Annotated in this window: 22 protein-coding genes and 1 pseudogene; 12 read left to right on the top strand and 11 right to left on the bottom strand. The window is 69.1% G+C overall.

All coding sequences use genetic code 11. From position 1 onward, the window contains the following. Positions 1-10: 10 nt before the first annotated feature. Positions 11-1,003, bottom strand: coding sequence for a zinc-dependent alcohol dehydrogenase family protein (locus tag E9998_RS17870; protein WP_136531060.1), 993 nt, complete (start codon positions 1,001-1,003; stop codon positions 11-13). 138 nt (positions 1,004-1,141) lie between these two features. Between E9998_RS17870 and E9998_RS17865 the strand changes: the two genes are divergently transcribed. Further along, a complete protein-coding gene (locus E9998_RS17865; RefSeq protein WP_136531192.1) occupies positions 1,142-1,465 on the top strand; it encodes an ArsR/SmtB family transcription factor in 324 nt (107 codons plus the stop codon). Here E9998_RS17865 and E9998_RS17860 read toward each other — a convergent pair. After that, positions 1,462-3,525 carry a cellulase family glycosylhydrolase gene (locus tag E9998_RS17860; protein WP_136531059.1) on the bottom strand — a complete coding sequence of 688 codons (2,064 nt, stop codon included), beginning with the start codon at positions 3,523-3,525 and terminating at the stop codon, positions 1,462-1,464. The genes E9998_RS17865 and E9998_RS17860 overlap by 4 nt on opposite strands. A 1,047-nt stretch (positions 3,526-4,572) precedes the next feature. Here E9998_RS17860 and E9998_RS17855 point away from each other — a divergent pair. After that, positions 4,573-5,646, top strand: coding sequence for a TRM11 family SAM-dependent methyltransferase (locus E9998_RS17855; RefSeq protein WP_136531058.1), 1,074 nt, complete (start codon positions 4,573-4,575; stop codon positions 5,644-5,646). A gap of 974 nt (positions 5,647-6,620) precedes the next feature. Here the strand turns inward: E9998_RS17855 and E9998_RS17850 are convergent. Next, positions 6,621-7,091 carry a VOC family protein gene (locus E9998_RS17850; RefSeq protein ID WP_136531057.1) on the bottom strand — a complete coding sequence of 157 codons (471 nt, stop codon included), beginning with the start codon at positions 7,089-7,091 and terminating at the stop codon, positions 6,621-6,623. 232 nt (positions 7,092-7,323) lie between these two features. Here E9998_RS17850 and E9998_RS17845 point away from each other — a divergent pair, with 232 nt between their 5' ends. Together E9998_RS17845 and E9998_RS17840 are read left to right on the top strand one after the other, a co-directional pair. Next, complete coding sequence (locus tag E9998_RS17845; RefSeq protein ID WP_204745513.1) at positions 7,324-7,701, top strand: hypothetical protein; 378 nt, start codon at positions 7,324-7,326, stop codon at positions 7,699-7,701. Positions 7,702-7,758: 57 nt separating this feature from the next. After that, positions 7,759-8,229: a hypothetical protein gene (locus E9998_RS17840; protein WP_136531055.1), complete on the top strand. Its 471-nt coding sequence runs from the start codon at positions 7,759-7,761 to the stop codon at positions 8,227-8,229. Between the two features lie 9 nt (positions 8,230-8,238). On the opposite strand, the gene E9998_RS17835 is transcribed toward E9998_RS17840, so the two are convergent. Further along, positions 8,239-8,832 carry a TetR/AcrR family transcriptional regulator gene (locus E9998_RS17835; RefSeq protein WP_136531054.1) on the bottom strand — a complete coding sequence of 198 codons (594 nt, stop codon included), beginning with the start codon at positions 8,830-8,832 and terminating at the stop codon, positions 8,239-8,241. 52 nt (positions 8,833-8,884) lie between these two features. Between E9998_RS17835 and E9998_RS17830 the strand changes: the two genes are divergently transcribed. From E9998_RS17830 to E9998_RS17820, 3 genes are all read left to right on the top strand, one after another. Next, entirely contained in the window at positions 8,885-9,703 is an 819-nt protein-coding gene (locus tag E9998_RS17830; protein ID WP_136531053.1) for a class I SAM-dependent methyltransferase, read from the top strand. Positions 9,704-9,751: 48 nt separating this feature from the next. Continuing rightward, positions 9,752-10,228 (top strand): hypothetical protein, encoded by a 477-nt coding sequence (locus E9998_RS17825; protein ID WP_136531052.1) that lies wholly within the window; start codon positions 9,752-9,754, stop codon positions 10,226-10,228. Between the two features lie 87 nt (positions 10,229-10,315). Then, positions 10,316-11,890, top strand: coding sequence for a serine/threonine-protein kinase (locus tag E9998_RS17820; RefSeq protein WP_136531051.1), 1,575 nt, complete (start codon positions 10,316-10,318; stop codon positions 11,888-11,890). A 17-nt stretch (positions 11,891-11,907) separates the two neighbouring features. Here the strand turns inward: E9998_RS17820 and E9998_RS17815 are convergent, their stop codons facing one another. Next, positions 11,908-12,540, bottom strand: a complete 633-nt coding sequence (locus tag E9998_RS17815; RefSeq protein ID WP_136531050.1) for a TetR/AcrR family transcriptional regulator — start codon at positions 12,538-12,540, stop codon at positions 11,908-11,910. Positions 12,541-12,634: 94 nt separating this feature from the next. Between E9998_RS17815 and E9998_RS17810 the strand changes: the two genes are divergently transcribed. Both E9998_RS17810 and E9998_RS17805 read left to right on the top strand, forming a co-directional pair. Continuing rightward, positions 12,635-14,107 (top strand): serine hydrolase domain-containing protein, encoded by a 1,473-nt coding sequence (locus tag E9998_RS17810; RefSeq protein WP_136531049.1) that lies wholly within the window; start codon positions 12,635-12,637, stop codon positions 14,105-14,107. A 97-nt stretch (positions 14,108-14,204) separates the two neighbouring features. Next, entirely contained in the window at positions 14,205-15,035 is an 831-nt protein-coding gene (locus E9998_RS17805; RefSeq protein ID WP_136531048.1) for a transglutaminase-like domain-containing protein, read from the top strand. Between the two features lie 127 nt (positions 15,036-15,162). Here the strand turns inward: E9998_RS17805 and E9998_RS17800 are convergent, their stop codons facing one another. The 3 genes from E9998_RS17800 to E9998_RS17790 form a co-directional block, all read right to left on the bottom strand. Then, positions 15,163-15,342 carry a DUF397 domain-containing protein gene (locus E9998_RS17800; RefSeq protein ID WP_136531047.1) on the bottom strand — a complete coding sequence of 60 codons (180 nt, stop codon included), beginning with the start codon at positions 15,340-15,342 and terminating at the stop codon, positions 15,163-15,165. A gap of 131 nt (positions 15,343-15,473) precedes the next feature. Further along, the gene (locus tag E9998_RS17795; RefSeq protein WP_136531046.1) at positions 15,474-15,653 is read right to left on the bottom strand and encodes a DUF397 domain-containing protein; all 180 of its coding nucleotides are present in this window, start codon (positions 15,651-15,653) and stop codon (positions 15,474-15,476) included. Next, positions 15,647-16,474, bottom strand: a complete 828-nt coding sequence (locus E9998_RS17790; protein WP_136531045.1) for a DUF5753 domain-containing protein — start codon at positions 16,472-16,474, stop codon at positions 15,647-15,649. The genes E9998_RS17795 and E9998_RS17790 overlap by 7 nt, the downstream gene beginning before the upstream one ends. 225 nt (positions 16,475-16,699) lie before the next feature. Here E9998_RS17790 and E9998_RS17785 point away from each other — a divergent pair, with 225 nt between their 5' ends. Then, positions 16,700-17,035, top strand: a complete 336-nt coding sequence (locus E9998_RS17785; RefSeq protein WP_136531044.1) for a hypothetical protein — start codon at positions 16,700-16,702, stop codon at positions 17,033-17,035. 42 nt (positions 17,036-17,077) lie between these two features. Next, the gene (locus E9998_RS17780; protein ID WP_136531043.1) at positions 17,078-17,344 is read left to right on the top strand and encodes a hypothetical protein; all 267 of its coding nucleotides are present in this window, start codon (positions 17,078-17,080) and stop codon (positions 17,342-17,344) included. Positions 17,345-17,736: 392 nt separating this feature from the next. On the opposite strand, the gene E9998_RS17775 is transcribed toward E9998_RS17780, so the two are convergent. From E9998_RS17775 to E9998_RS27145, 3 genes and pseudogenes are all read right to left on the bottom strand, one after another. After that, on the bottom strand, positions 17,737-18,699 hold the full coding sequence (locus E9998_RS17775) for an alpha/beta fold hydrolase (protein ID WP_136531042.1): 963 nt from the start codon (positions 18,697-18,699) through the stop codon (positions 17,737-17,739). Between the two features lie 89 nt (positions 18,700-18,788). Next, on the bottom strand, positions 18,789-19,445 hold the full coding sequence (locus E9998_RS27150; protein WP_420842454.1) for an NAD(P)-dependent oxidoreductase: 657 nt from the start codon (positions 19,443-19,445) through the stop codon (positions 18,789-18,791). Further along, a pseudogene (locus tag E9998_RS27145) lies at positions 19,425-20,282 on the bottom strand (alpha/beta fold hydrolase); the annotation flags it as partial. The gene E9998_RS27150 and the pseudogene E9998_RS27145, both read right to left, overlap by 21 nt. 88 nt (positions 20,283-20,370) lie before the next feature. On the opposite strand from E9998_RS27145, the gene E9998_RS17765 reads away from it, so the two are divergent. Next, a complete protein-coding gene (locus E9998_RS17765; protein WP_136531041.1) occupies positions 20,371-20,934 on the top strand; it encodes a CGNR zinc finger domain-containing protein in 564 nt (187 codons plus the stop codon). Positions 20,935-20,970 lie beyond the last annotated feature (36 nt).

Below are 20,970 nucleotides of genomic sequence, written 5' to 3'. Positions count from 1 at the left end.
CGGCCCCGGCCTAGACGGTGGCGATGATCTTGCCGATCTGGCCGCCGCGTTCGAGGTAGGCGTGGGCGGCGGCGATGTCGTCGAAGGCGAAGGCCCGGTCGATCCTCGGCGTGAAGGCGCCCGAGCGCAGCCCTGAGACGATGAAGGCCTCGGCCTCGCGCAGCCGCTCGGGCGAGCGGGTGGTCTCGTGGACGAGGAAGGTCCGCAGCGCCACGGCGGGCATCCCGAGCGCGAAGTTCGGGAACGGGGTCGCCTCGCCCGAGAGGACGCCGTAGAGGAACACGGTGCCGCCGGGGGCGGTGGCGCGCACGAGGTTGGCGACGGCGCTTCCGGCGACCGCGTCGAAGGCGTGGCGGGCGCCCTTGCCGCCGGTCAGTTCGAGGACGCGTTCGGCGAGCGGCTCGTCCTCGGTCACGACGACCGCGGCCGCGCCCGCCTCCAGGAGCGCGTCGCGCTTGGCGGTGGTGCGGGTTGTCGCGATCGGCTTAGCGCCCAGGCGGTTCGCGATCTGGATCGCGGCGAGCCCGACGGAGCTGGAGGCGGCGGTGATGACGACGGGGTCGCCGGCCTTGAGGCCACCGACCTGCACGAGCGCGCCGTACGCGGTCAGGTACGGCATCCACACGGCGGCGCCGGTGGCCGCGTCAATCCCCTCGGGGCGGTCGAGGACCGCCGAGGCGGGGACGACGGCGCGTTCGGCGTACACCGCGTAGTCGTTCATCGAGAACGAGGGGATGACGCTGACCGCCTGGCCCGCTTCGAAACCGGTGACGCCCGGGCCGACCGACTCGACGGTCCCGGCGGCCTCGGCGCCGAGCTTCGCGGGGAACGCGTTCGGCCGCTCGATGTAGAGGCCCCTGCGGTAGAGCGCCTCGGCGCGGTTGAGGCCGATCGCCTCGATGCGCACGAGCAGCTCGCCGGGGCCGGGCTCGGCCACCGGAACGTCCTCGACGACCAGTACCTCAGGTTCGCCGTACTCGCCGAATCGCACCGTCTTGGCCATGCCGACCATCCCCTCTCGAAGTTCGACGCCGATCATACTTCGATCGCGGTCGTATAATCGGCGAGGGAGGCACGAGTGACAGCGAAGACACGGCAGGACGCGCGGGTGCCCGCGCACCCCGCGATCGAGGACGTCACCATGCAGCAGGTGCTCGAAGCGCTCGCCGACCCGATCCGCCGCGCCATCGTGCGCGGGCTCTACGCGAGCGGCGAGGACCGCGCCTGCGGCACCTTCCCGATGGTCGTCAGCAAGTCCACCGGCACCCACCACTTCAAGGTCCTGCGCGAAGCCGGGCTCATCCGCCAGTACTACGTCGGCACCTCCCGCATGAACTCCCTGCGCCGCACCGACATCGACGCCGCCTTCCCCGGCCTCCTCGACGCCGTCGCCGGACACCCCGAACCGGCCCCGGGCGCGCCGCCGCCCCCGACGCGTCGCGTCGGGGGCGGCGATGGTGCCTAACTCAGCGAGCCGGTGACGTTGCCGCCGGACTCGGTCACGTAGTAGGTCACGGTCTTGCCGCTCCAGAAGTGGAACGTCAGCGTGACCTTCTGGCCGTCGTTGACCTCGGCGAAGAAGTCCTCGGTCAGGCCGATCGTGCCCGCCGTGTAGTCGGGTCCGAAGGCCCGCGCGAACTCCTTGTAGGAGGTCCAGTTCTGCGGGCCCGCGTTCGAGCCGTCGGCGTACTTCGCCTCCATCGTCGCGAGCTGGTCGCCCTTGAAGGACGTCGGGATCGCGAACGACGCGGTCGTGCCGGACGCCGCCGACACCGTCGGCGTGTCGTAGGAGACCAGGCTGATCCGCCAGTCCGCGCCGCTGGAGAACTCGGCGTGGAGGTTCGCCCGGACGCCGTAGGAGCGGTCGCCGAGCAGGCTGGTCAGCTTGGACGCCTTGATCGTCAGCGTCGAACCCGAGATCGTGTAGTCGGTGCCCTGGACGAGCTGGGTCGAGCCGTTGCGCAGCCCCTGGAACGTGTTCCCGTTGAGGTTGAGCGTGATCGTCGCGTCCGTGACCGAACCGGACTTGGCGATGAACACCTGGTCGGTCGAGGCCGTCGAGGAGCGCCCGGTCCACACCGACTCCATCATCGCGAACAGCTCGGGGTCGCTCCACTGGAAGCTGGTGCGGCCCAAGTGCTGCCCGTTGTCCCACAGCTGGAGCGTGATGCCCTTCTCGTTCGCGTAGTGCCCGGCGTACTCGAAGAACTTCAGCTTCTCGCCCTGCTCGATCGTGCCCGTGTGGGCGTCGAAGCCCAGCAGGCCGTACTCGCCGACGAGCACCGGGATGCCGTTCGCAACGAACTCGTTGTAGGCCCGGTCGAAGTAGCCTTCGAGGTCGGCCTTCACCTCGTCGTTGAACTTCGTGTACCCCGCGATGTTCACGCTGAACGGCCAGAAGCCGTAGTAGTGGATCGTCGCGGCGATGTTCGGGTCGTCAAGCGCCGCAATGGTGTCGCTGAGCGCGTCCAGACGGCCCTGGTCGGCGTTCGTGTGCAGCGTCGGCAGCACGAGCACGCGCTCGGCGTTGTTGCCGCCCGAGTCGCGCACGATCTCGTGGAACGAGGTGTTCAGGTCGTCGAGCAGCCCGTACGCGGTCGCATCGTCCACATTGTTGAACTGCGGCTCGTTCACGCTCTCGAACAGCAGCTCCTGCGGGGCGTCGCGGAAGCGGTCGGCCAGCTCGGTCCAGATGGCCTCGTAGCGGGCCTCCACGACCGTGCGGTTGGTGTTCATGTCCGCCATCCAGATCCACGAGTCGTGGTGGATGTTGATGAGCACGTACAGGTCCGCGTCGAGGGCCCAGCCCACGACCTCTTCCACCCGGTCGAGATAGGCGTCCTCGACGGCGTACGGGGCGGACTTGGACTGGTGGTTGTCCCACGTGACGGGGATGCGGATGCTGTTGTAGCCCTGGGCCGCGACGTTGTCGATGAGCGCCTCGGTGATCCGCGGGTTGCCCCACGCGGTCTCGTCGGAGCCGACCGCGTCGAGCGAGTTGCCGAGGTTCCAGCCCGGCTGCATCGCCGCGACGGTCTCCATGGCGTTCACGGAGCCGGTGGGCGGCGGGGTCGTGGTGGGCGGAGTCGTGGGCTCGACCACGCCGCCGTCGCACACGGTGCCGTTCAGCGCGAACGAGGCGGGCTCGTTGTTGGAGCCGGTCCACGAGCCGTTGAACCCGAAGGAGACCGAGCCCGAGCTGGCGATCGAGCCGTTGTAGCTCACGTTCGTCGCGGTGACCTGGTCGCCGGCGTTCGTCGTGGTCGCGCCCCAGGCCTGCGTGACGCGCTGGCCGTTCGGGAAGGTCCACACCAGGTCCCAGCCGTTCACGGCCGATCCGAGGTTGGTGATCGACACGTTCGCGGTGAAGCCCCCGGGCCACTGGTTCGCGACCGTGTACTCGACCTCGCAGCCCTCGTCCGCGTAGGCGATCGAGGGCACGAGCATCCCGAGCCCCGCGGCGAGGACCGCTGCCGCCATGGTCGCCAGTGCGACCCATCTCCTGGTTCGACGCTTGACTTGCATGGCACTCCTTATGTCCGCGTAGCTGCCGGAAGGACGAGGCGCACAGCCCTATCGATAGTCCTCGATACAAAGACTAAGTTGTGAGACCAAACTTTGTCAATCGCTCCCGACCAGCTTCTTCAGACCGACAAATGCATCGACGACACAAACACCAGGTCGATCGGCGAATCCGCCCGCACCAGATCGGCCACGGCGAGAAGGAGCCGGACCCACCCCGACGACACGAGCAGCACCGCAGCGCGGGAGGTCCGCCAACGCGAGCGGGCTCGCGAAGCCTGTATCCAACCGCGCCAGCCCACGGAACGAACGGCGCTCCGGCGCGCAACGCCCGCCTCCGCAACCGCCGCCCCTTGGCCCGCCCACGCGAGCGCCGCCTCAGCGCGCGCAAGACGCGCCGCCCACGACGCGAACTGCATCCCCGACGCGAGCGACGCCAGTCTCCGCAACCACCCTCGGCCCGCCTCTACACAAGCGCCGTCTCAACGCGTAAGGCGCGCCATCTCCACCCACGACGCGAACGGCACCCCCGACGCGCGCAACGCCAGTCTCCACAGCCGCTCTCGGCCCGCCTACACAAGCGGCGCTGCATCGCGCGCGCCGTTCGCCACCGCCACGCCACACGCTTCGAGCCGCCTGCGCGAGGGAAGTCCCGGCCCGCAACGCCCGCCTTCACCAGCACCAACCGCTCGCTTACGGGAGCAGAGACCCAACCCGCAACGCCCGCCTCCGCCACCGCCCACCTCAGCCACCACCAGCCGCTCGATGGCTCCCCCTACGCCGGAAAATGCGTTGCGGCGGCTGACGCCCTGCGCCTACGTTGGGCCGCAATGACGAACTAGAGCGGGACCAGCAGCGACCGCGTACCGGAACGCAGGGCCGAGCGGCCCGCCCCGGGCGTGGTGTCGACGTACCCGAGCCACGGCCGCACTCAGGCCGCCCAGAGGACCTCGATCTCCTCGCGCTCACCGAGTCCCCGGCCGTGCCGGGGCCGCCGCCGACGCGGCATCGCTCTCCCGCAACGCTCTTCGTCATCGAAAGGGGCCCTTCGTGTCCCCGATCCACCGTCCCGCCCGCACCCGCAAGTACGAGGCGACGTTCCTCCCCGGCCTCCGGTACGCGCTGGCCGACGAGATCCGCTCAACCCTCCCCCGAGCCACCGAACCCATCCCAGTGCCCGGCCGCAACGACGCCCTCGCATTCGCCTACCCGGGCCCGACGACCGACCTGCGCCGCCTGCGCACGGCCGTCGCGGCGTTCCTCGTGCTCCGCTTCGGCATCGCAAAGCCCGCATCACTGCTGCGCCGCGAGAACCTGCGCCGCATCGCCGACGCCGCCGAAGCCCTCGCGCGCCAATGCCACGACGACCCGCCCCGCTCATTCCGCATCGAGGCCGCCGGCAGCGACTCGGCCGTCTTCCGCCGCATCGCGGAGGACCTCGCCTCGGCTACAGGCCTGCCGTACCGGCGCCACAACGGCGACCTGGTCGTACGGGTCCGCCGCTCTCCTGACGCCGACGGCTGGGATGTCCTGGTGCGCACTACGACACGCCCTCTCTCGGCCCGCCGCTGGCGCGTCGCGGACTACCCCGGCGCCGCCAACGCCACCATCGCGGCGGCAATCGCCCAGACCGTGCCCGACCGACCGCGCGTCCTCAACCTCATGTGCGGCTCCGGAACCCTGCTCATCGAGCGCCTCCTGCACAGCGGGACAAGAGAATCGGTAGGCGTCGACCACGACGAAGCCGCGATCCTCGCCTGCAAGGCGAACCTCAACGCCGCGAACCTCACCGGACGGGCCCAACTCCTCACCGCCGACATCACCGAGCCAGGCCTTCTCAAAGGCAGGAAGTTCGACGCGATCCTCGCCGATCCACCCTGGGGCACCATCACCGGCAGCCACGCGACCAACGGAGCCCTGTACGAGCACCTCCTCACGGCCGCCCGCAACCTCGCCGCGCCGCAAGCCCGACTCACCGTGCTCACCCACGAGATCCGCCTGATGGAGCGCCTCCTCCCCCGGTTCCGATCCGACTGGCGGGTCGAAGAGGTCCACAAGGTCTTCCAGAAGGGACACCACCCGAGGATCTACGTCCTCGGAGCCATCGGCCCGAAGACCAAGTGACCCGATCGTACCGATCGAACCGGTTGGCCCGGCCGGCCCGGTTGAGCCAACTGCAACACTCCGACCCGGTCCGGACCGACAGGGTCCAGTTTGGTCCGGCCCGACCTGACTCGATCCGACTCGACCCGACCCGACCGGGCCCGGCCTGCTCCTGCCCGAACCAATCCGGTTCGACAGGACCCGGCCTGTTCTGGCCCGTTCTGGCCCGGTCTGACCCGACCAGGACCGGCCTGCTCCGCTCCAGACCTGTGCGACCCGCTCCGGCTTGGCGCAACCTGGTGCAACCCGGTTCAGCCTCACCCGATGAGAATCGACCCGGCTCGATCCGGTCCAGGTCTGCACAGCATCGCGCTGCCTTCCTCTGCGCTGCTGTGCATCGTCCTGCTCCGGCCGGCTTGGCCCGGAGCGCGCGCCGCCAACCCGTGCCGGCCCTCGCTCTCCCACGCTTCGTATGCCCGTCCTACAGATGGCTCCTGCCGATCGGCCTCTTGGGCCGACGTGCGTTGCAGTACACGCACCCTGGACGGTCGTCCCCGAATGCAGAACATGCACCGGTCATACGACATCGTGGGTCTTGACGGTGCGCCTCGTTCAGGACGCCGCCTCCCGGCCAGGGTGATCCCGACCGGGCGATCTCCACCCAATCACGCCCCCTACGCATCAGGGCGGACAGCTGCGGACCCGATAGCACCAGGAGCCACCTCGCGGCGCTCCAGGGGATGAGACCGATCCACTGCCGACCCGTTCGGCAACGCCGTCTCGAAACCTGCCAGAACATCGGAGCGGCCAGAGGCTTGGCTTAGTCTGCGCTACACCGCTGCGACGCCTGTTCAGATTTCCTATCCCTGTGCGTATCTCAATGATGACACCCGGCCACACCGGTGTCATCACCCAGAAGGGTGCAAGACGCTCACATTGCCGCTCCAAGTCCCTTGCGTCCCAAGCCGAGTCGTCCGCATCGCCGCCGCCCGAACTCAACTCTGCTGTTGCCGCTGGTTTGCGGCCCGGCGCTCCATCTCCTCCGGGGAGACGTCTTCGACGTGGCTCGCGATGTGCCACTTGTGGCCCCAAGGGTCTTCGAAGGACCCGATCCGGTCGCCGTAGAACTCGTCGCTGAGCGCCCGGAGCTCCCTCGCCCCGGCGGCCAGCGCGGCGGCGAAGACCGCGTCGACGTCCTCGACGTAGACATGGAGGGAGACGGGCGTGCCGCCGAAGTGGCGGGGGCCGCGCACGTCCAGGTCGGGGAACTCGTCGGCGAGCATGATGATCGAGTCGCCGATGGACAGTTCGGCGTGCCCGATCCTGCCGTCCGGTTCGCCCATGCGGGCGCGTTCGGTGGCGCCGAGGACCTGGGTGTAGAAGGCGATGGCGTCGGCGGCGCCGTCGACGTGGAGGTACGGGGTGACGCGCGGGTAGTCCTCGGGGATGGGTCGCACTTCGGTCATGTGTCCGCTCCTCGCTCGTTGGCCGGGTCGGGCCGGGATGTTCCCCGGTCCGGTGGTTCCCGGCGGTGCCCCTAGGCAACCACCGATCGGGGGCGTCCGTCGCCGATCGCCCGGATAGCCGGACTGGCGAGCGCTCTGGACGCGGCCGGAAAACCGGTGAGCGGCTCAAGGAATGCCGAGCCGGCGATTTGGGCGGCACCCGAGGCGAGGCCGCTTCGGTTACCGTGTTGTCATGGCCTCCTTCGCAATCGTCGGCGTGGTCGTGCTCGCCGCGTTCGCCGTCCTCCAGATCGCCCTCGCCGCCGGTGCGCCGTTGGGGCACTTCGCGTGGGGCGGGAAGCACGAGGTGCTGCCGCGCAATCTGCGGATCGGCAGTGCGGTCGCGGTGGTGATCTACGTGGTGTTCGCGCTGTTCCTGTTGAGCAAGGCCGGCCTCGTGTCGGTGATCGGCGATCCGCTGCTGTCGGTGGGCATGTGGGTGATCACGGTCTATCTCTTCCTCGGCAGCGTCCTGAACCTCTTGTCCCCCAGCAAGCCCGAACGCTACGCCGCGACTCCGGCAACGCTGCTCCTGGCGGCGGCGTTCCTACTGACGATCCTGACGGCTTAGCGCCGCCCTCTTGGAAGGACCGATGTGACGGTACCTGCGATCGTGTCCGTGGGGCACGTGCTGGAGCTGGACCGGAGCAATCCCTTCGAGCACACCGGGCACATCGCCTGGTTCCCTCACGGCGTGGGTCTGCCTGATCGCGGGACGGACCTCGTCCGCCTGGACTGCGGCATGTGCGGTGCGTCGCTGCCGATCGAGTTGGTCTCGATCGCGTCGGTTCGCGCTCGCATTCGAAGGGTCCGGGCGATGGCGGCGGGAGTCGGGTCGATCGGTGCGTTGACGTTCGCCGCGGTGTGGAGCGTGGAGTCGCAAGAGGGACCGGTACTGCTCGCCGCGCTCTTGGCCCTGGTCGGCGCGGCGATGACCACGTTCGGTTTCATCGTCGCGTTCACCCCGCGGCGGCCGCAGGGCACTGCGCGAATCGACGCCGACGCATGGCGGCGCGAGCGGGGCGGTGAGGCGACCGAGGGGCCGGTGCACGTGGTCCGGTTCGAGCGGTCGATCGGTGGGGAGCTGCTCGGGGCCTGACCGGGTGCCTCAGCGTTTCGGTGCGGCCGGTTCGAGGATCGCGGCCACGGTGCGGGCGAGGTCTTCGGTGCGCGGCGCGGGGCTGCCCCTGTCCGCGTACAGGAGGTGGGCGGTGCCGACGAGGGTGGCGGCGAGGGTGTCGGGGTCGGCGCGGGGGGCGATGCGGCCGAGGTCGCGTTCGGCGGCGAGGTAGGCGGCGATGAGTTCGGCGGCTTCGGTGAGGACCGGGACGCCGACGGGCCAGGTGTCGCGGAGGCGGTTGCGCACCTCGTCGCGGAAGGCGATGAGCGGGATGACGGCGACCGCGACCGATGCGAACAGGGCCGTGAGGGCGTTGGTGAGGTTGGCCGCGATGTCGCCGGCGCCGGCGGTGTCGCGCAGGGAAGCCATTTCGGCGCTGGTGCGTTCGGCGCGGTCGAGGACGAATTCGGCGACGAAGGCGTCGAAGTCGGCGAAGTGGCGGTGGAGGACGCCTTTGGCGACGCCGGCTTCGGTGGTGACGGCCCTGCTGCTGAGGGCGCTCGGGCCGTCGCGGAGCAGGATGCGCTCGGCGGCGTCGTAGAGCTGTTGGCGCGCGTCGCGCAGGGCCACGCCGGTGGGCATGTCGCCGTCCTAGGGTTGACAGAGTGGGCACTCGCCCATTTATAGTGGGCGCATGACCACTCTACCGAACGTCCAGCCCCACCAGGCCCGCGCGGCGGCCGAGTCCTTCGGCGAGGACCCCGAGCGCTACGACCGCAGCCGCCCCCGCTACCCCGCCGCGCTCATCGAGCGGATCGCCGCCGACGATCCCGACGTCCTCGACGTGGGGATCGGCACCGGCATCGCCGCCCGGCAGCTCCAGGCCGCGGGCTGCCGCGTCCTCGGTGTCGACGTGGATCCCCGCATGGCCGGGTTCGCCGCTTCCACGGGCCTGGAGGTCGAGATCGCGCCCTTCGAATCCTGGGAGCCCGCGGGCCGGAGCTTCGACGCCGTCACCGCGGCCCAGACCTGGCACTGGATCGACCCCGCCGCGGGGGCCGCGAAGGCCGCCTCGGTCCTGCGACCCGGCGGGCGCCTGACCGTGTTCTGGAACGTCCCCGAGCCGCCGCCCGAGCTGGCCGAGGCGTTCGCCGAGGTCCACAGGCGGGTCCTGCCCGAGCAGTTCGCGGCGCTCGCGAACAAGCGCGCGCTCGACCTCTACCGCCACATGCTCGACAACGCCGCGACGGGCGTCCGCTCGGTCGCCGCGTTCGCCGAGCCCGAGGAGTGGCGCTTCGAGTGGACGCACCGGTACACCCGCGACGAGTGGCTGGAAGGCCTGCGCACCAGCGGCATGCAGGCTCAGCTCTCCGAAAGCCGGCGCCGGGAGCTGCACGACGGCATAGGCGCCGCGATCGACGCCGTGGGCGGCGCCGCAGAGTTCACTTACACCACAGTGGCACTCACCGCTCTCGCGCGATCGGCCGAGGACGGCGGCCCGCCGCTGCCCTAGGATCGCCGACGACTCGGTTCCGAGCCGCATTCGCCTTCGGAGGTCGTCATGGAGAGCACGAGCGCCTACACGCTCGCCGCGCTGGTCGTCGCGTTCGTGGTGTTCCGCCAGCTGCGCACCCGCCCGTTCCGGCCGGTCGGCTCGCTCGTCGCCCCGGCGGTCTTCGGCGTCCTGGGCGCCGCCGGGCTCGCGTTCGGCGTCGCCTCGGTCGTGAAGTTCCACCCGCTCACCGCGCTGCCGATCGTGCTGCTGGGCGCGAGCCTCGCCGTCGCGGCGGCGCTGGGAGCCGCCCGCGCGCGGACGGTGAACGTCTGGCGCGACTCCTCGGGCCGCCTGCTGCGCAAGGGGACCGTGCGCACCACGGGCCTCTGGCTCTTGTCCTTCGCCGTGCACCTGGCGTTCGGCCTGTGGATCGACCACGCCGACGGCGTCGGCCTCCTCGGCACCGCGTCCCTGTACGCCTACATCGCGATCGGCCTCAGCGCGCAGCATCTCCTGTTGCGCCGCCGCGCCACCGCGCTCTGAGGGCCGAGAACCGGACGAATACCTCGCCGTGGCGGCAAGTGCCTAGAATCGCAAGGGAACCTGCCCGTTCGACGCCTGGAGCCGCCGATGTTCGCCCTCACCGCCAACGATCCGCGCCAGATCGGGCCGTACCGGGTGGTCGCGTCGCTCGGCGAGGGCGGCATGGGGCACGTGTACCTCACGGGCTCACCGGACGGGCGCTGGCTGGCGGTCAAGCGCGTCCTGCCGCATCTGGCGCACGACGCGGGCTTCCGCAGCCGCTTCGCCCTCGAGGTCGAGACCGCCCGCCGGGTCGCGAGCCCGCACACGGTCCGCCTGGTCGACGCCGACACCGGCGCCGAACAGCCCTGGCTCGCCTCGGAGTTCATCCCCGGGCCCACCCTGGTCCAGCACGTCGAGGCGCACGGCCCGCTCGCCGAAGCGCACGTGCGCCGCCTCGGCGTCGACCTGGCCGCCGCGCTCACCGCCATCCACGGTGCGGGGCTAGTGCACCGCGATCTGAAGCCCTCCAACGTCATCCTGACCTCGACGGGATCGAAGCTGCTGGACTTCGGCATCTCCCGCGCCATCGACTACTCGACCAGCGTGGCCCTCACGCAGACCGGCGGCGTCGTCGGCTCGCCCGGCTACATGTCCCCTGAACAGGCGCAGTCGAACCCGCTCACCGAGCGCTCCGACATCTTCAGCCTCGGGTGCCTCCTGGCGATGGCCGCCACCGGCCGCGTCCCGTTCGAGGGGCCCTCGATCCCCCAGGTGCTCTTCAAGGTCGTGTACGAGGAACCTGATCTCAGCTCGGTGCCCGAGGCGCTGCGCGGCCCGATCGGCGCGTGCCTGGCGAAGGACCCCGCGGACCGCCCGACGCTCACCGAACTGACCGAGATCCTCAGCGGTACCGGCGAAGTCGCGAGCGAAGCGCCCGAGCCCGTCGTCTCCTTCATCGAGCACCAGCGACAGCAGGCGGCCGCCTTCACCGGTCCCGCACCGACTATGGTCGACCAGGGCCCGACCTACGTCTTCCCGCCCGTGCCCGTCCGGTCCAAGCCGCGCCTCAGCAGGCCCGTCATCGCCGTCTTGGCGGCCGTGGCTGCGCTGCTGGTGATCGTGCCACTGTGGATCGTCTTGTCCTCCGGCGACGACCCGCCGCCGAGCGGCGACGGCGACTTCGCGGACTCTGGGTCCGATGGAGACGAAAGCTCGGCATCGGAGTCCTCACTGTCGATCCCGTCCAGCGCGGAGCTCTGTGAACTGCTCGACCCCGAGTCGTTCGCCACCGCATTGGGAACGGCATGGGAGTTCGAGGACATCCAGGAGGACGACGACGCGTGCCGAGCGACCGTGCGCGACAGCGAGTCGATCGCGTATTCGAGCCTTTCGATCTGGGTCGTCGGCACCACGGCCGACAGCTGGGCCTTCTGCCCGTTCACCGATTGCGACTACGACTACAACGGGGTGCTCGTCGGCAGCGAGTCGACCGAAAGGCCTTGGGAGATGGGCGGTGTGGTCGAGACGGGCCCGCGCATGGAGATGATCTGGTACCAGGAGGGACTCTCCGGAACGGTCTCGGCCACGACGATGGGCGCTGACGACGAGGCGGCCAGCGACCTTCCCGACCTGCTCCACGAACTCGGCGTGGCGCTCTACGACCTCGCCGAGGCCGCCTGAGGCAAGGCGCCGACGGGTCAACGCCCGTAGTGGCGGCATTCGCCCGGGAAATAGGCGGCGAGGCGGGCCGCGAACAGAGCCTCGGCGATCACCTCTAGGCGCCGGTCCTCGGGTTCGCGGTAGAGCTCGTCGGCGAGGCCCGCGATGAGCGCCGAGAGTTCGAGCGCCGCAGCCTGAGCGTCGGTTGACGCCTCGACCTCGCCGCATTCCTTGCCGTTCGCGACGGCGCGGGCGATCTGGCCGCGGACAACGAACGCGGTCTCGCGCGCGACCTCGGCCACCGCCGGCACGTCGAGTGCCCTGGCGTGGAAGGCCTTCGAGACCCGGTACTCGCCTCGGCGGTCGGCGTCCAAAGGCCACAGTTCAGGTAGGCAGCGCAGGAGGATCGCGCGGATCGGCTGCCGGTCGGCCTCGCCCTCCGCGACGAGGCGTCCCACGCGGGCCAGCTGGTCGTCGGTCATCTGCCGGTAGGCGAACAGCAGCAGCTCGTCCTTCGAGCCGAAGTAGTGCTGCACCAGCCCGACCGAGAACCCCGCCTCGCGCGCGACCGCCGCCATCGTGGCCGAGTCGAGTCCGGTGTGAGCGATCAGCCGGTGCGTGGCGTCGGCCATTTGCTTGCGGCGGACATCGTGGTCGGCGGTCCTGGGCATGGTTTAACCATACCGGTGTATGGTTACGGCGAAACCATACGGTCATATAGTTATCGACTCCGCGACACCCCGCGGCCGCACGCAAGGAAACCCCATGCACACCACCGCTTTCGCAGCACTGCTGCTCGCCCTCACCCCAGGCCCCCTCCCACCGGCACAGGCACCAGCCGCAGACTTCGCCGAACTCGACGCCTACATCGCCGCCCGCCTCGAAGCAACGGCCGTCCCCGGCGCCGCCTGGGCCGTAGTCCACGCCGACGGCACCGCGCACGAGGCCTACCGGGGCGAGGACGGCGACGGCGAACCCGTCACCGGCTCGACCCCGTTCCTGTGGGGCTCGGTCGCCAAACCGGTCACCGCCACCGCCGTCATGACCCTCGTCGAAGACGGCCGCATCGACCTGGACGAACCCGCCCGCACCTACCTGCCGGACTTCACGCTCGCCGACCCCGACCACGCCGACCAGGTCACCGTGCGCCACCTGCTCGAACAGACCAGCGGCATCCCCGAAGGCAGCGGCGTCACCGACCATTTCGACGCCGACGCCGACGCCGACCCGTACGGCCGGGCCCTCGCCGACCTCGCCGACACGGCCCCGACCACCGAGCCCGGCACCGGATTCGAGTACGCCAGCGCCAACTACCTGGTCCTCGGCGCCCTCGTCCAGGCCGTCGCCGACATGCCTTATGAGGAGTACCTGCGCGAGGCGGTCCTGGACCCACTCGGCATGGACACCGCGGTCGCCGACGCCGCCGCTGCGGCCGAGGTCCCCGACGGCCACGCTTACGCGTTCGGGCGGCCCGTCGCCATCGACGCCCCCTTCGACCCGACCGGCCCGAGCTACGGCTACCTCGGCGGCACCGCCGCCGACCTCGCCGCGTTCGCCGCCGCGAACCTCTCGGGAGGGGCGGGCGTGCTCACCCCCGAATCGCAGGCGCTCATGCAGACCCCGGCCGCTTCGATGAACGAGCGCGTCGACTACGGCCTGGGCTGGAAACTCGACGACCGCAACGCCGACCTCGGCACCACCACCGTCTGGCACACCGGCGGCGCACCCGGATACAGCGCCGCCGTGATCCTGCTGCCGGATCTCGACCTCGGCGTGGTCCTCGCGCAGAACGCCTACGGGTTCTTCCAGGACGGCGCCCTGGTCGAGACGGCCCTGGGCGCGGCCCGCGTGGCCGCGGGCGCCACGACCGGAGCGGACCCTTCGGCGCCCGCGACCGACTGGACCTACCCGGCCATGCTCGTCTCCATCGCCCTGCTCTTGACGTTCGCCGTGGCGGTCGTGGTCCAGTCGCTCCGGCGCATCCGCAAGGGAGCTCCGGCGGCGGGTCGGCGCTGGCGGGTGTGGACCGGCATGGCCGTTTGGACCGCAGTCGGTCTCGCGGTGGCTTACGTGGGACTCGTCGCCGTGCCCGCGCTCGCCCCGAGTCGGGTCTTGCTGGTGCTCATGGCACCCGATGTCGGTTGGGGCATGTACGCGCTGGCCGGGGCCGCGCTGGTGGTCGTCGCGGTACGGCTGTGGCTCGGGGCTGTTCGGCTGCGGCGCACTGAATCTGCTTGAGTCGGACGTCCTCCGCCCGGCGTTCCGCCGGGCGGAGGACCACGCCTGACTGCGGACGCCGGTAGGCATGTCGGTAGGTCCGCGTAGCGTCGAGTCCATGACCGCAAGCGCTGCCGGCTACGACCTGCCCGGCGTCTTCACCACGCTCTCCCCGGAGCTGGCGGCCCTCGCCTCCGAGGTGCCCTCAGATCCGCTGGAGGTCTGCCGGACGGTGCAGGAGCTGGTGCTCCACATGATCGACATCGGCCCGCTCGACCTGCCGCCCGAGCGCATCGCCGACAAAGACCTCCGCGGTGCGGAGGAGATCCTCGGTTCGCTGCTGCGCCAGAACCCGGCCCCGCTGCATGTCGCGCGACCGCCGACCGAACGCGTCGTGGGGACCTGCCGGGACTTCGTGGTGGTCAGCTGCGCCCTGCTTCGTCTGCGCGGCATCGCGGCGCGCGCCCGCTGCGGTTTCGCCACGTACTTCAAGGAAGGCGAGGGCATCGACCACTGGGTGCTCGAATACCGCCACGAGCGCGAGGACCGCTGGGTCCGCATCGACGCCCAGTACGTGGGCCTCGGCCGGGTCGAGCACGACGCCGACCTGGTCGAAGGTCAGTTCCTCACGGGCGGTGAGGCCTGGCATCGCTACCGCGACGGATCGATCGACCCGGATGCCTTCGGTGTGGCTGGCACCGACCACGCCTGGGGAGTCGCCGAAATCCGCGGCAACGCCGTCCGCGACCTCGCCGCGCTGATGCGCGTCGAAACGCTGCCTTGGGACGAGTGGGGCCGTATGACCGCCTCATACGAAGGTGAGACCGGCCCGGATTACGACGCCTTGATGGACCTCATCGCGGCGACCTGCGCAGCCCACGACCCCGAATCGATCGCCAGGCTCTATGCGAGTGAGGATCTTGCGGTGCCGAAGTCGTTGGGCGCGTAGACGAATCGCTTTCGAGCACGGCCTCCGAAATCTGTGACCCTCAAGGGCCGCAAGCGAAGAACGCGGCGAGAAGCTTCGATGGAATGGCCGACGATCGGCCCCCGAGCGCTCGGGGGCCGATTCCCGGTCAGCGCCTCAACCCGCCCAAAAGGGCGGCCCAGTCAGCGGGCGAAGCGCTCAGGATTGGAGAGATCCTGCCGAGCTTAGTGTCTCTGACCTGCACATCTGTTCCGAACACCCGGGCCGCGACGCAGTTGCCCCCCTGGTTGCTGCTTCGCGAGGCCTTCTTCCATTCGGACGTCAACATCAATTGCCTCCACTGCCGTAGGCCGATCAGACATCGAGAGCGTACTACCGCAAAAAGGACGCCATGTGCGTCTTCGCAGAGGATGCGAAACGGCCCCCGGCAAGCCGGAGGCCGTCTATATTGCGGACTTTTTAGCGCTTCAGATCGCCGATGATGGCGACCCAATCCGAGTGCGAAGCGTTCAAGATGGGGGAATCCTCCCCGAGCTTGGTGTCCCTGACCTGTACACCAGCCCCGAGCAGGCGAGTCTCAACGCAAGCCCCACCTTGGTTGCCACTGCGGGAAGATTTCTTCCACTCCGTTGTCAGCATTTCTTGCTACTCCACTCATCTAGCGGTACGGCAGATGCCAGCGTGGCTGAGAATACACCGCGACACCGGTCCACTTGATCGATGCGCGCTTCGTATTGAGCGCCAAGGACACTCTCCTGATACACCACATCCGGCGTGCTCGGGTCGTCGAAGGACAGGATCATGTACGGCCCCTCCATCGAAGGGTGCAGCACCTTCGTTGGCATGACGAAGATGTCAATGCCCTCGCGAGCGTTGTCCTCATGAAGGCGCTCAAGCTGTTCGGCGTACAGGTCGGTGCCTTCGATCACCGACAGCGAGTGTTCGGCCTGGATGATGCGGAGCCTCGCGCCGTTGTCCGCCTTCTCGACCACGATTCTCCGGCGATGGCTCCGGAACTCAAGAGCCGTCCCGATCGACTCCTCCTTGAGATCCGGGTTGGTCTCCATGATCGCGCGCGCGTACTGCACCGTCTGGCAGAGGCCCGTGATGTAGGTGTCCTCAAAGATGTCGATCGCCGTCGCCCTCGGCTCCAGTTGGGTCATCCGATTGAACCAGGAGGGTCCGGACTCCTGCCACCGCTGCGGGTCGCCGAATCGGATCTGGCGGGCCTTGGCTGCAGCGTCATCTCGAATGTATTGCGGTGCACCGTAAGCGCTGAGAATGCCGTCAATCAGCGGTGCATCCATGTACTGCCGGGTACCGCTCTCCAGCCCGGACAGTATCTCCGGCGAGGTTCCTAGAAAGAACGCCGCATCCTTGATCGTCTTGAGCCCCTTCTTGAGTCGCCACTCCACCAGAAGCTTCGCGAGCTCACCGTTCAGGAATTTCACGCTACTCATAGGTTCATCCTGCCACCAACCGCCACAAACATTCTGTCGGCTATCGGTCAGTCGAAATCGGAAACTTCAACTGGATTTCCCGTCCGCGATTCTCGACCGGTCGATTCGACGGCCGGATTCGACGGCGAATGTGATTATGGCGCGCCGCCCTGACCTGCACTTATGGTGGGTTTCACTGGCATGCGAGACCGGTCTCGGTCTCAGTCAGAGCAGGGAGGATCGGACTTGTCAACAGCAGCCGAAGCGCGGCGCAATCCGCCGCCGGAAGTCGAGCGGGGGCGGTTCACGGACGGCGTCGACTGGTTCTCGGTGTGCGCCGCACCGGCAGAGTGCGCACCCGAGTCGTTCCGTGTCTACCAGCAGCAGTCGGGAGGCGACCTGGTGCTGATCGTCTCGGGGATCAACTCCGAGAACCTTCGAGCATCGTGGGGAGAGGCCTGGCGCTCGCAGTCGCCCGAATGGCATGAATGGATGCAGGTCAAGGGATTCACGGTCTTCTACACCGGAAAGGCCGAGCTGCCGGACCGCTACATCGGCCGAGCCCGAGTCTGCGAGGGGTGAGCGATGCCGCCTCCGAGTCCACCCGATCGGGAGTGGCTGAAGATGCGTCCACGCGTCGAGCCGATCGACCCGAGGACCTTCGAGGTGGCCGGCGCGCGTTACGAACTCGCCGAATACCGAGGCGGGCCGGGCGATCCGCAACTGAAGGTCCGGCTACTGGGGCCGAAGCCGATCACGGTGATGACCCGGGGTCTCGAACCCGAGGCCCGCCCGTTCTGGGTCGGCGGCTTCGCCATCGGCCAGCGCGAACTCCGCGACGCGATCGCCTCGAAGACCGCAGACCTCCACGAGGGCGCCGGCAACCCTTGAGGACCAGGGCGGGGCGCACACGGCTCAAGCCGTCGGTGGGGGCGCCCCGCCCGCTTCCCCGTCCTCCCCCATTGCCTAATAACAGCTCTCGCCGGAGGAGCTCCAGGTCGCCGGCAGGGAACGGAATCCCACCCCACGCCTTGACATACGACTCGACGCCACCGCACTGGGCGAGCACATCCTCAGCCATGAGGGCCACACCCTGAATGAACTCCCCGGTGTCGACCCGACCGCTCTATCGCATTGGCTTCGACGATGGTGACGTGCTCGTAGCCGCCGGTGGGGTGGAGTTCGGGTTCGTTCATGGCCTGAACGCAGGTCAGGTGCGGTTGGTGTGGAGGCGCGGCCCGGCGCGCAGTGCACCGGGCCGGTCGCGTCATCGCGGTACGGGGTCAGTCCTCGAAGTATTCATCGATCAGGGGGATCGCGAGTTCCGGGCAGTCCTCGTGAACGTTATGGCCGCATCCTTCGAGGATGACGGCGTCAGCGTGCGGGAGCCTTCCCGCGAGATCCTGCGCTTGTGCGGCAGGGAGCCATTCGTCGTCGCCGCCCCAGAGGACGAGTGCGGGCGCCGAGACCTGGTGGAGAAGTGCGTCGGTGAGCCGGTAGTCCATACCGTGGGCGAGCGCGACGAACGCGTCGCGCTGGCCGGGGCGGGAGAACCAGGCCCAGGTCTCGTCGACCATTTCGTCGGTCACCCTGTCGTCGTGGACGAAAGCGCTCTTGAGGCTGTCCGCGAACAGGTCGCGGGTGGTGAGGTTCGCGACGGCGCTGCCGAGGATTGGGATCTCGAAGGGCTTGATCTGGTCGGCGTGCTCCACGTCGAGTGCGGGCGCGTCGAGCAGGGCGAGGCGGGTGACGCGGTCGGGCCGGGTCTCGGCGAAGTAGAGGCTCCATGCCCCGCCCCAGGAATGCCCGACCAGGGCTGTCTTGTCGAGGCCCACCGCGTCGAGGAAGGTTTCGATCGCGTCGGCCATCGCCGGCAGGTCGTAGGCGAAGTCCTCTTGGAGCACTTCGGTGTATCCCTGGCCGGGCAGGTCGACGGCGTAGACGGTGTGGTGTTCGGCGAGCGCTGGGATCGTGTTGCGCCAGGAGTACTGCCAGAGCGCGCCACCGGCGATGAGCACGATCGGGGATCCGCTTCCTGTGACGGTGTAATGGAAGCGGGCCAGGTCGGTGTCGGCGTACCGGGTTGCGACCTGGTCGAGGTAGACGGAGTCGTAGTCGGAGGCCGAGGGCCGCCAGAGGTAGGCGGCGCCGAGGACGAACGCGGCGAGGAGCGCGAGAGCGGTGGCGGCGCTGATCGCGGTTCGGCGCGGCCATCGGCGGGTGTTGGGGCGTGGTTCAGGGTTCACGGCGGTTCCTCAGGGTCGGGAGGGTGGGGTTCGGGGATCCGAGCGGTCGGTGGCGGTACGGGGTTCATGCCGTCCTGGTGGTCCGTCGGTCAGTAGCCGACAGTGATGCGGGTTCGCGGGAAGGTTCTGTTCTCGATCTGGTCGAGGACGGCGGAGGCGAAGTCGCCGATGCTGATGCGGCTCTCTCCGTTGGCATCCGTGACCGGTGTGTCGCGTGCTTCGGTGCGGTATTGACCGGTTTTGTCGCCGGGGACCAGGTGCATCGGGGGCGGGCTGACGTAGGTCCAGTTCACCTCTGAGTCCGTGGCGCGCAGGAGTTCGAGGGCGCGGGCCTGGTCGGTGGCGGTGTCGCGGTACGCCTCCGGGAACTGGGGCGAGTCGAGGTAGCGAGTGCCAGGGGCGGCTTCGAGACTTGCGCCGCCGCCGATGAAGACCATGCGGTCGACGCCGGCCAAGGGGAGGGCTTCGAGGAGCGCGGCGGCTCCCTTGGAGACGGTGCGGTCGGGGCCCTTGACGGCGGCGACTACGGCGTCGTGTCCGGTGGCGGCCTTGGCGACGGCGGTCGGGTCGGTGATGTCGGCGTCGGCGCTGCCGAGCGGGGTGACCTGGTGTCCGCGAGCGACGGCTTCGGCGGCGATGGCGCCGCCGAGTCGCCCGGAGGCTCCGAACAGGGCGATCTTCTTAGGCTTCACGTTGTGCTCCTTGACGGTCGTGGCGGTGGAGGTTCGACCGAGGAATGCGGTCATGAGCGGCACGATGCGGTGCAGCCGGTCTTCGAGTGCGAAGTGCCCGGTGTCGAGCAGGTGCAACTCGGCGTCAGGAAGATCGGCGAGGTAGGCGCGGGCGCCGTCGGCGGGGAAGAACATGTCGTTCTCGCCCCAGAGGATGAGCGTGGGCGGCTGGTGTCGGCGCATCCAGGACTGCCATTCGGGGTAGCGCGCGACGTTGGACTTGTAGTCGAACGCGAGCGCGGCTTGAGCGTCGGCCCGGCCGGGGAGGTCGAGGAAGTGCTGGTCGAGGGTCCAGCCGTCGGGCGAGACGAGGGCGGGGTCGGCGGTGCCGCCCTCGTATTGCCCACGGGTGGACTCGAGGGTGAAGAGCCCGCGCACGGTCGCTTCGGCGCCGGGCTGCTCGGGGCTGAGTGCGATGAAGTCGCGGGCGAGGGGCGAGAGGCCTTCCTCGTAGGCGTTGGCGTTCTGCACGATCAGCGAGGTGATCCGGTCGGGGTGGCGCTGGGCGAGGCGGAAGCCGACGGGGCCACCGAAGTCGAACAAGTAGAGCGCGAAGCGTTCGAGCCCGAGGCGGAGGACGAAGCGCTCGACGACGTCGGCGAGGTTGTCGAAGGTGTAGGCGAAGTCGGCAGGTGCCTCGGTGTGGCCGAAGCCGGGGTAGTCGGGGGCGATGACGCGGTAGCGGTTCCCGACGGCGTCGATGAGGCGCCTGAACTGGTGGGAGGCGGAGGGGAAGCCGTGCAGGAGCAGGAGGGCGGGAGCGTCGGGGCCGGGGTTCGTCTCGCGGTAGAAGACGCGCACGCCGTCGATGTCGAGGTGCCGGTGGTGGATCTGAGGGAGGGCCGCGTACATAATTCACATGCTTTCTTCTCGGTTTCATGCGTTAGAAAGACGATAGCATGCTTCTAATGGATGATTCCGTGGGTGTACCATTAGCCTCATGAAGAGGCACGATGCACTGATCGGCGAGCCGCTCGCCCTGGACCTGGTCAACACTCGGCCGGCAGACGCCGATCTGCTGGACGGCCCCGAGGGCTTGGCGGACTGGCTTGCACGGCAATCCGATCGATACCCTGAGCTGGCGGGGTTCGATGCGATACCCGCGGCTGCGGTGACGGCGGCGGGCGCAGTGCGCGAGCTCGTTGACGAGTCGGTGACCGCGCTCTTGGAGGGGCGGCCGGTGCCGCCAGGGGTCGTTGAGGGTCTGAACCGCGCGCTGCGGGCGGCCCCTGTGCACAAGCGGCTGGCGATGGAAGACGGCATCGCAGTGGTGACGACCGAGCGGTCCGGCACGAGCGCGGAACGGCTCGCGGCGATCTTGGCGGAGGCGGCCGCAGAGCTGTTGGCGAATCCGGGCATCGGGAAGTTGAAGCAATGCGAGGCCGACGACTGCAGGTTGGTCTTCCTGCAGACCCACCCGCGGCGGCGTTGGTGCTCGGCGGAGCGATGCGGCAACCGGGTCCGGGTCGCCCGCTATTACCAGCAGAACAAGAAGTCCTCTTAGAGTTCCTAACTCTTTTGGAGGCGGCGCCAGCAGATG

This window comes from Glycomyces paridis, from assembly GCF_004912155.1.
GTDB lineage: Bacteria > Actinomycetota > Actinomycetes > Mycobacteriales > Micromonosporaceae > Glycomyces > Glycomyces paridis.
This window is presented reverse-complemented; position numbering and strand designations above follow the sequence as displayed.

Excerpts from the sequence above, each read along its gene's own strand:
- E9998_RS17865 (WP_136531192.1), top strand. The coding sequence starts at position 1,142 with ATGCAGCAGGTGCTCGAAGCGCTCGCCGACCCGATCCGCCGCGCCATC.
- E9998_RS27150 (WP_420842454.1), bottom strand. The coding sequence starts at position 19,445 with ATGACCGCATTCCTCGGTCGAACCTCCACCGCCACGACCGTCAAGGAG.
- E9998_RS17795 (WP_136531046.1), bottom strand. The coding sequence starts at position 15,653 with ATGCTGACAACGGAGTGGAAGAAATCTTCCCGCAGTGGCAACCAAGGT.
- E9998_RS17805 (WP_136531048.1), top strand. The coding sequence starts at position 14,205 with ATGACCGCAAGCGCTGCCGGCTACGACCTGCCCGGCGTCTTCACCACG.
- E9998_RS17790 (WP_136531045.1), bottom strand. The coding sequence starts at position 16,474 with ATGAGTAGCGTGAAATTCCTGAACGGTGAGCTCGCGAAGCTTCTGGTG.
- E9998_RS17780 (WP_136531043.1), top strand. The coding sequence starts at position 17,078 with ATGCGTCCACGCGTCGAGCCGATCGACCCGAGGACCTTCGAGGTGGCC.
- E9998_RS17815 (WP_136531050.1), bottom strand. The coding sequence starts at position 12,540 with ATGCCCAGGACCGCCGACCACGATGTCCGCCGCAAGCAAATGGCCGAC.
- E9998_RS17850 (WP_136531057.1), bottom strand. The coding sequence starts at position 7,091 with ATGACCGAAGTGCGACCCATCCCCGAGGACTACCCGCGCGTCACCCCG.
- E9998_RS17830 (WP_136531053.1), top strand. The coding sequence starts at position 8,885 with ATGACCACTCTACCGAACGTCCAGCCCCACCAGGCCCGCGCGGCGGCC.
- E9998_RS17820 (WP_136531051.1), top strand. The coding sequence starts at position 10,316 with ATGTTCGCCCTCACCGCCAACGATCCGCGCCAGATCGGGCCGTACCGG.
- E9998_RS17860 (WP_136531059.1), bottom strand. The coding sequence starts at position 3,525 with ATGCAAGTCAAGCGTCGAACCAGGAGATGGGTCGCACTGGCGACCATG.
- E9998_RS17835 (WP_136531054.1), bottom strand. The coding sequence starts at position 8,832 with ATGCCCACCGGCGTGGCCCTGCGCGACGCGCGCCAACAGCTCTACGAC.
- E9998_RS17825 (WP_136531052.1), top strand. The coding sequence starts at position 9,752 with ATGGAGAGCACGAGCGCCTACACGCTCGCCGCGCTGGTCGTCGCGTTC.
- E9998_RS17870 (WP_136531060.1), bottom strand. The coding sequence starts at position 1,003 with ATGGCCAAGACGGTGCGATTCGGCGAGTACGGCGAACCTGAGGTACTG.
- E9998_RS17845 (WP_204745513.1), top strand. The coding sequence starts at position 7,324 with ATGGCCTCCTTCGCAATCGTCGGCGTGGTCGTGCTCGCCGCGTTCGCC.
- E9998_RS17765 (WP_136531041.1), top strand. The coding sequence starts at position 20,371 with ATGAAGAGGCACGATGCACTGATCGGCGAGCCGCTCGCCCTGGACCTG.
- E9998_RS17810 (WP_136531049.1), top strand. The coding sequence starts at position 12,635 with ATGCACACCACCGCTTTCGCAGCACTGCTGCTCGCCCTCACCCCAGGC.
- E9998_RS17800 (WP_136531047.1), bottom strand. The coding sequence starts at position 15,342 with ATGTTGACGTCCGAATGGAAGAAGGCCTCGCGAAGCAGCAACCAGGGG.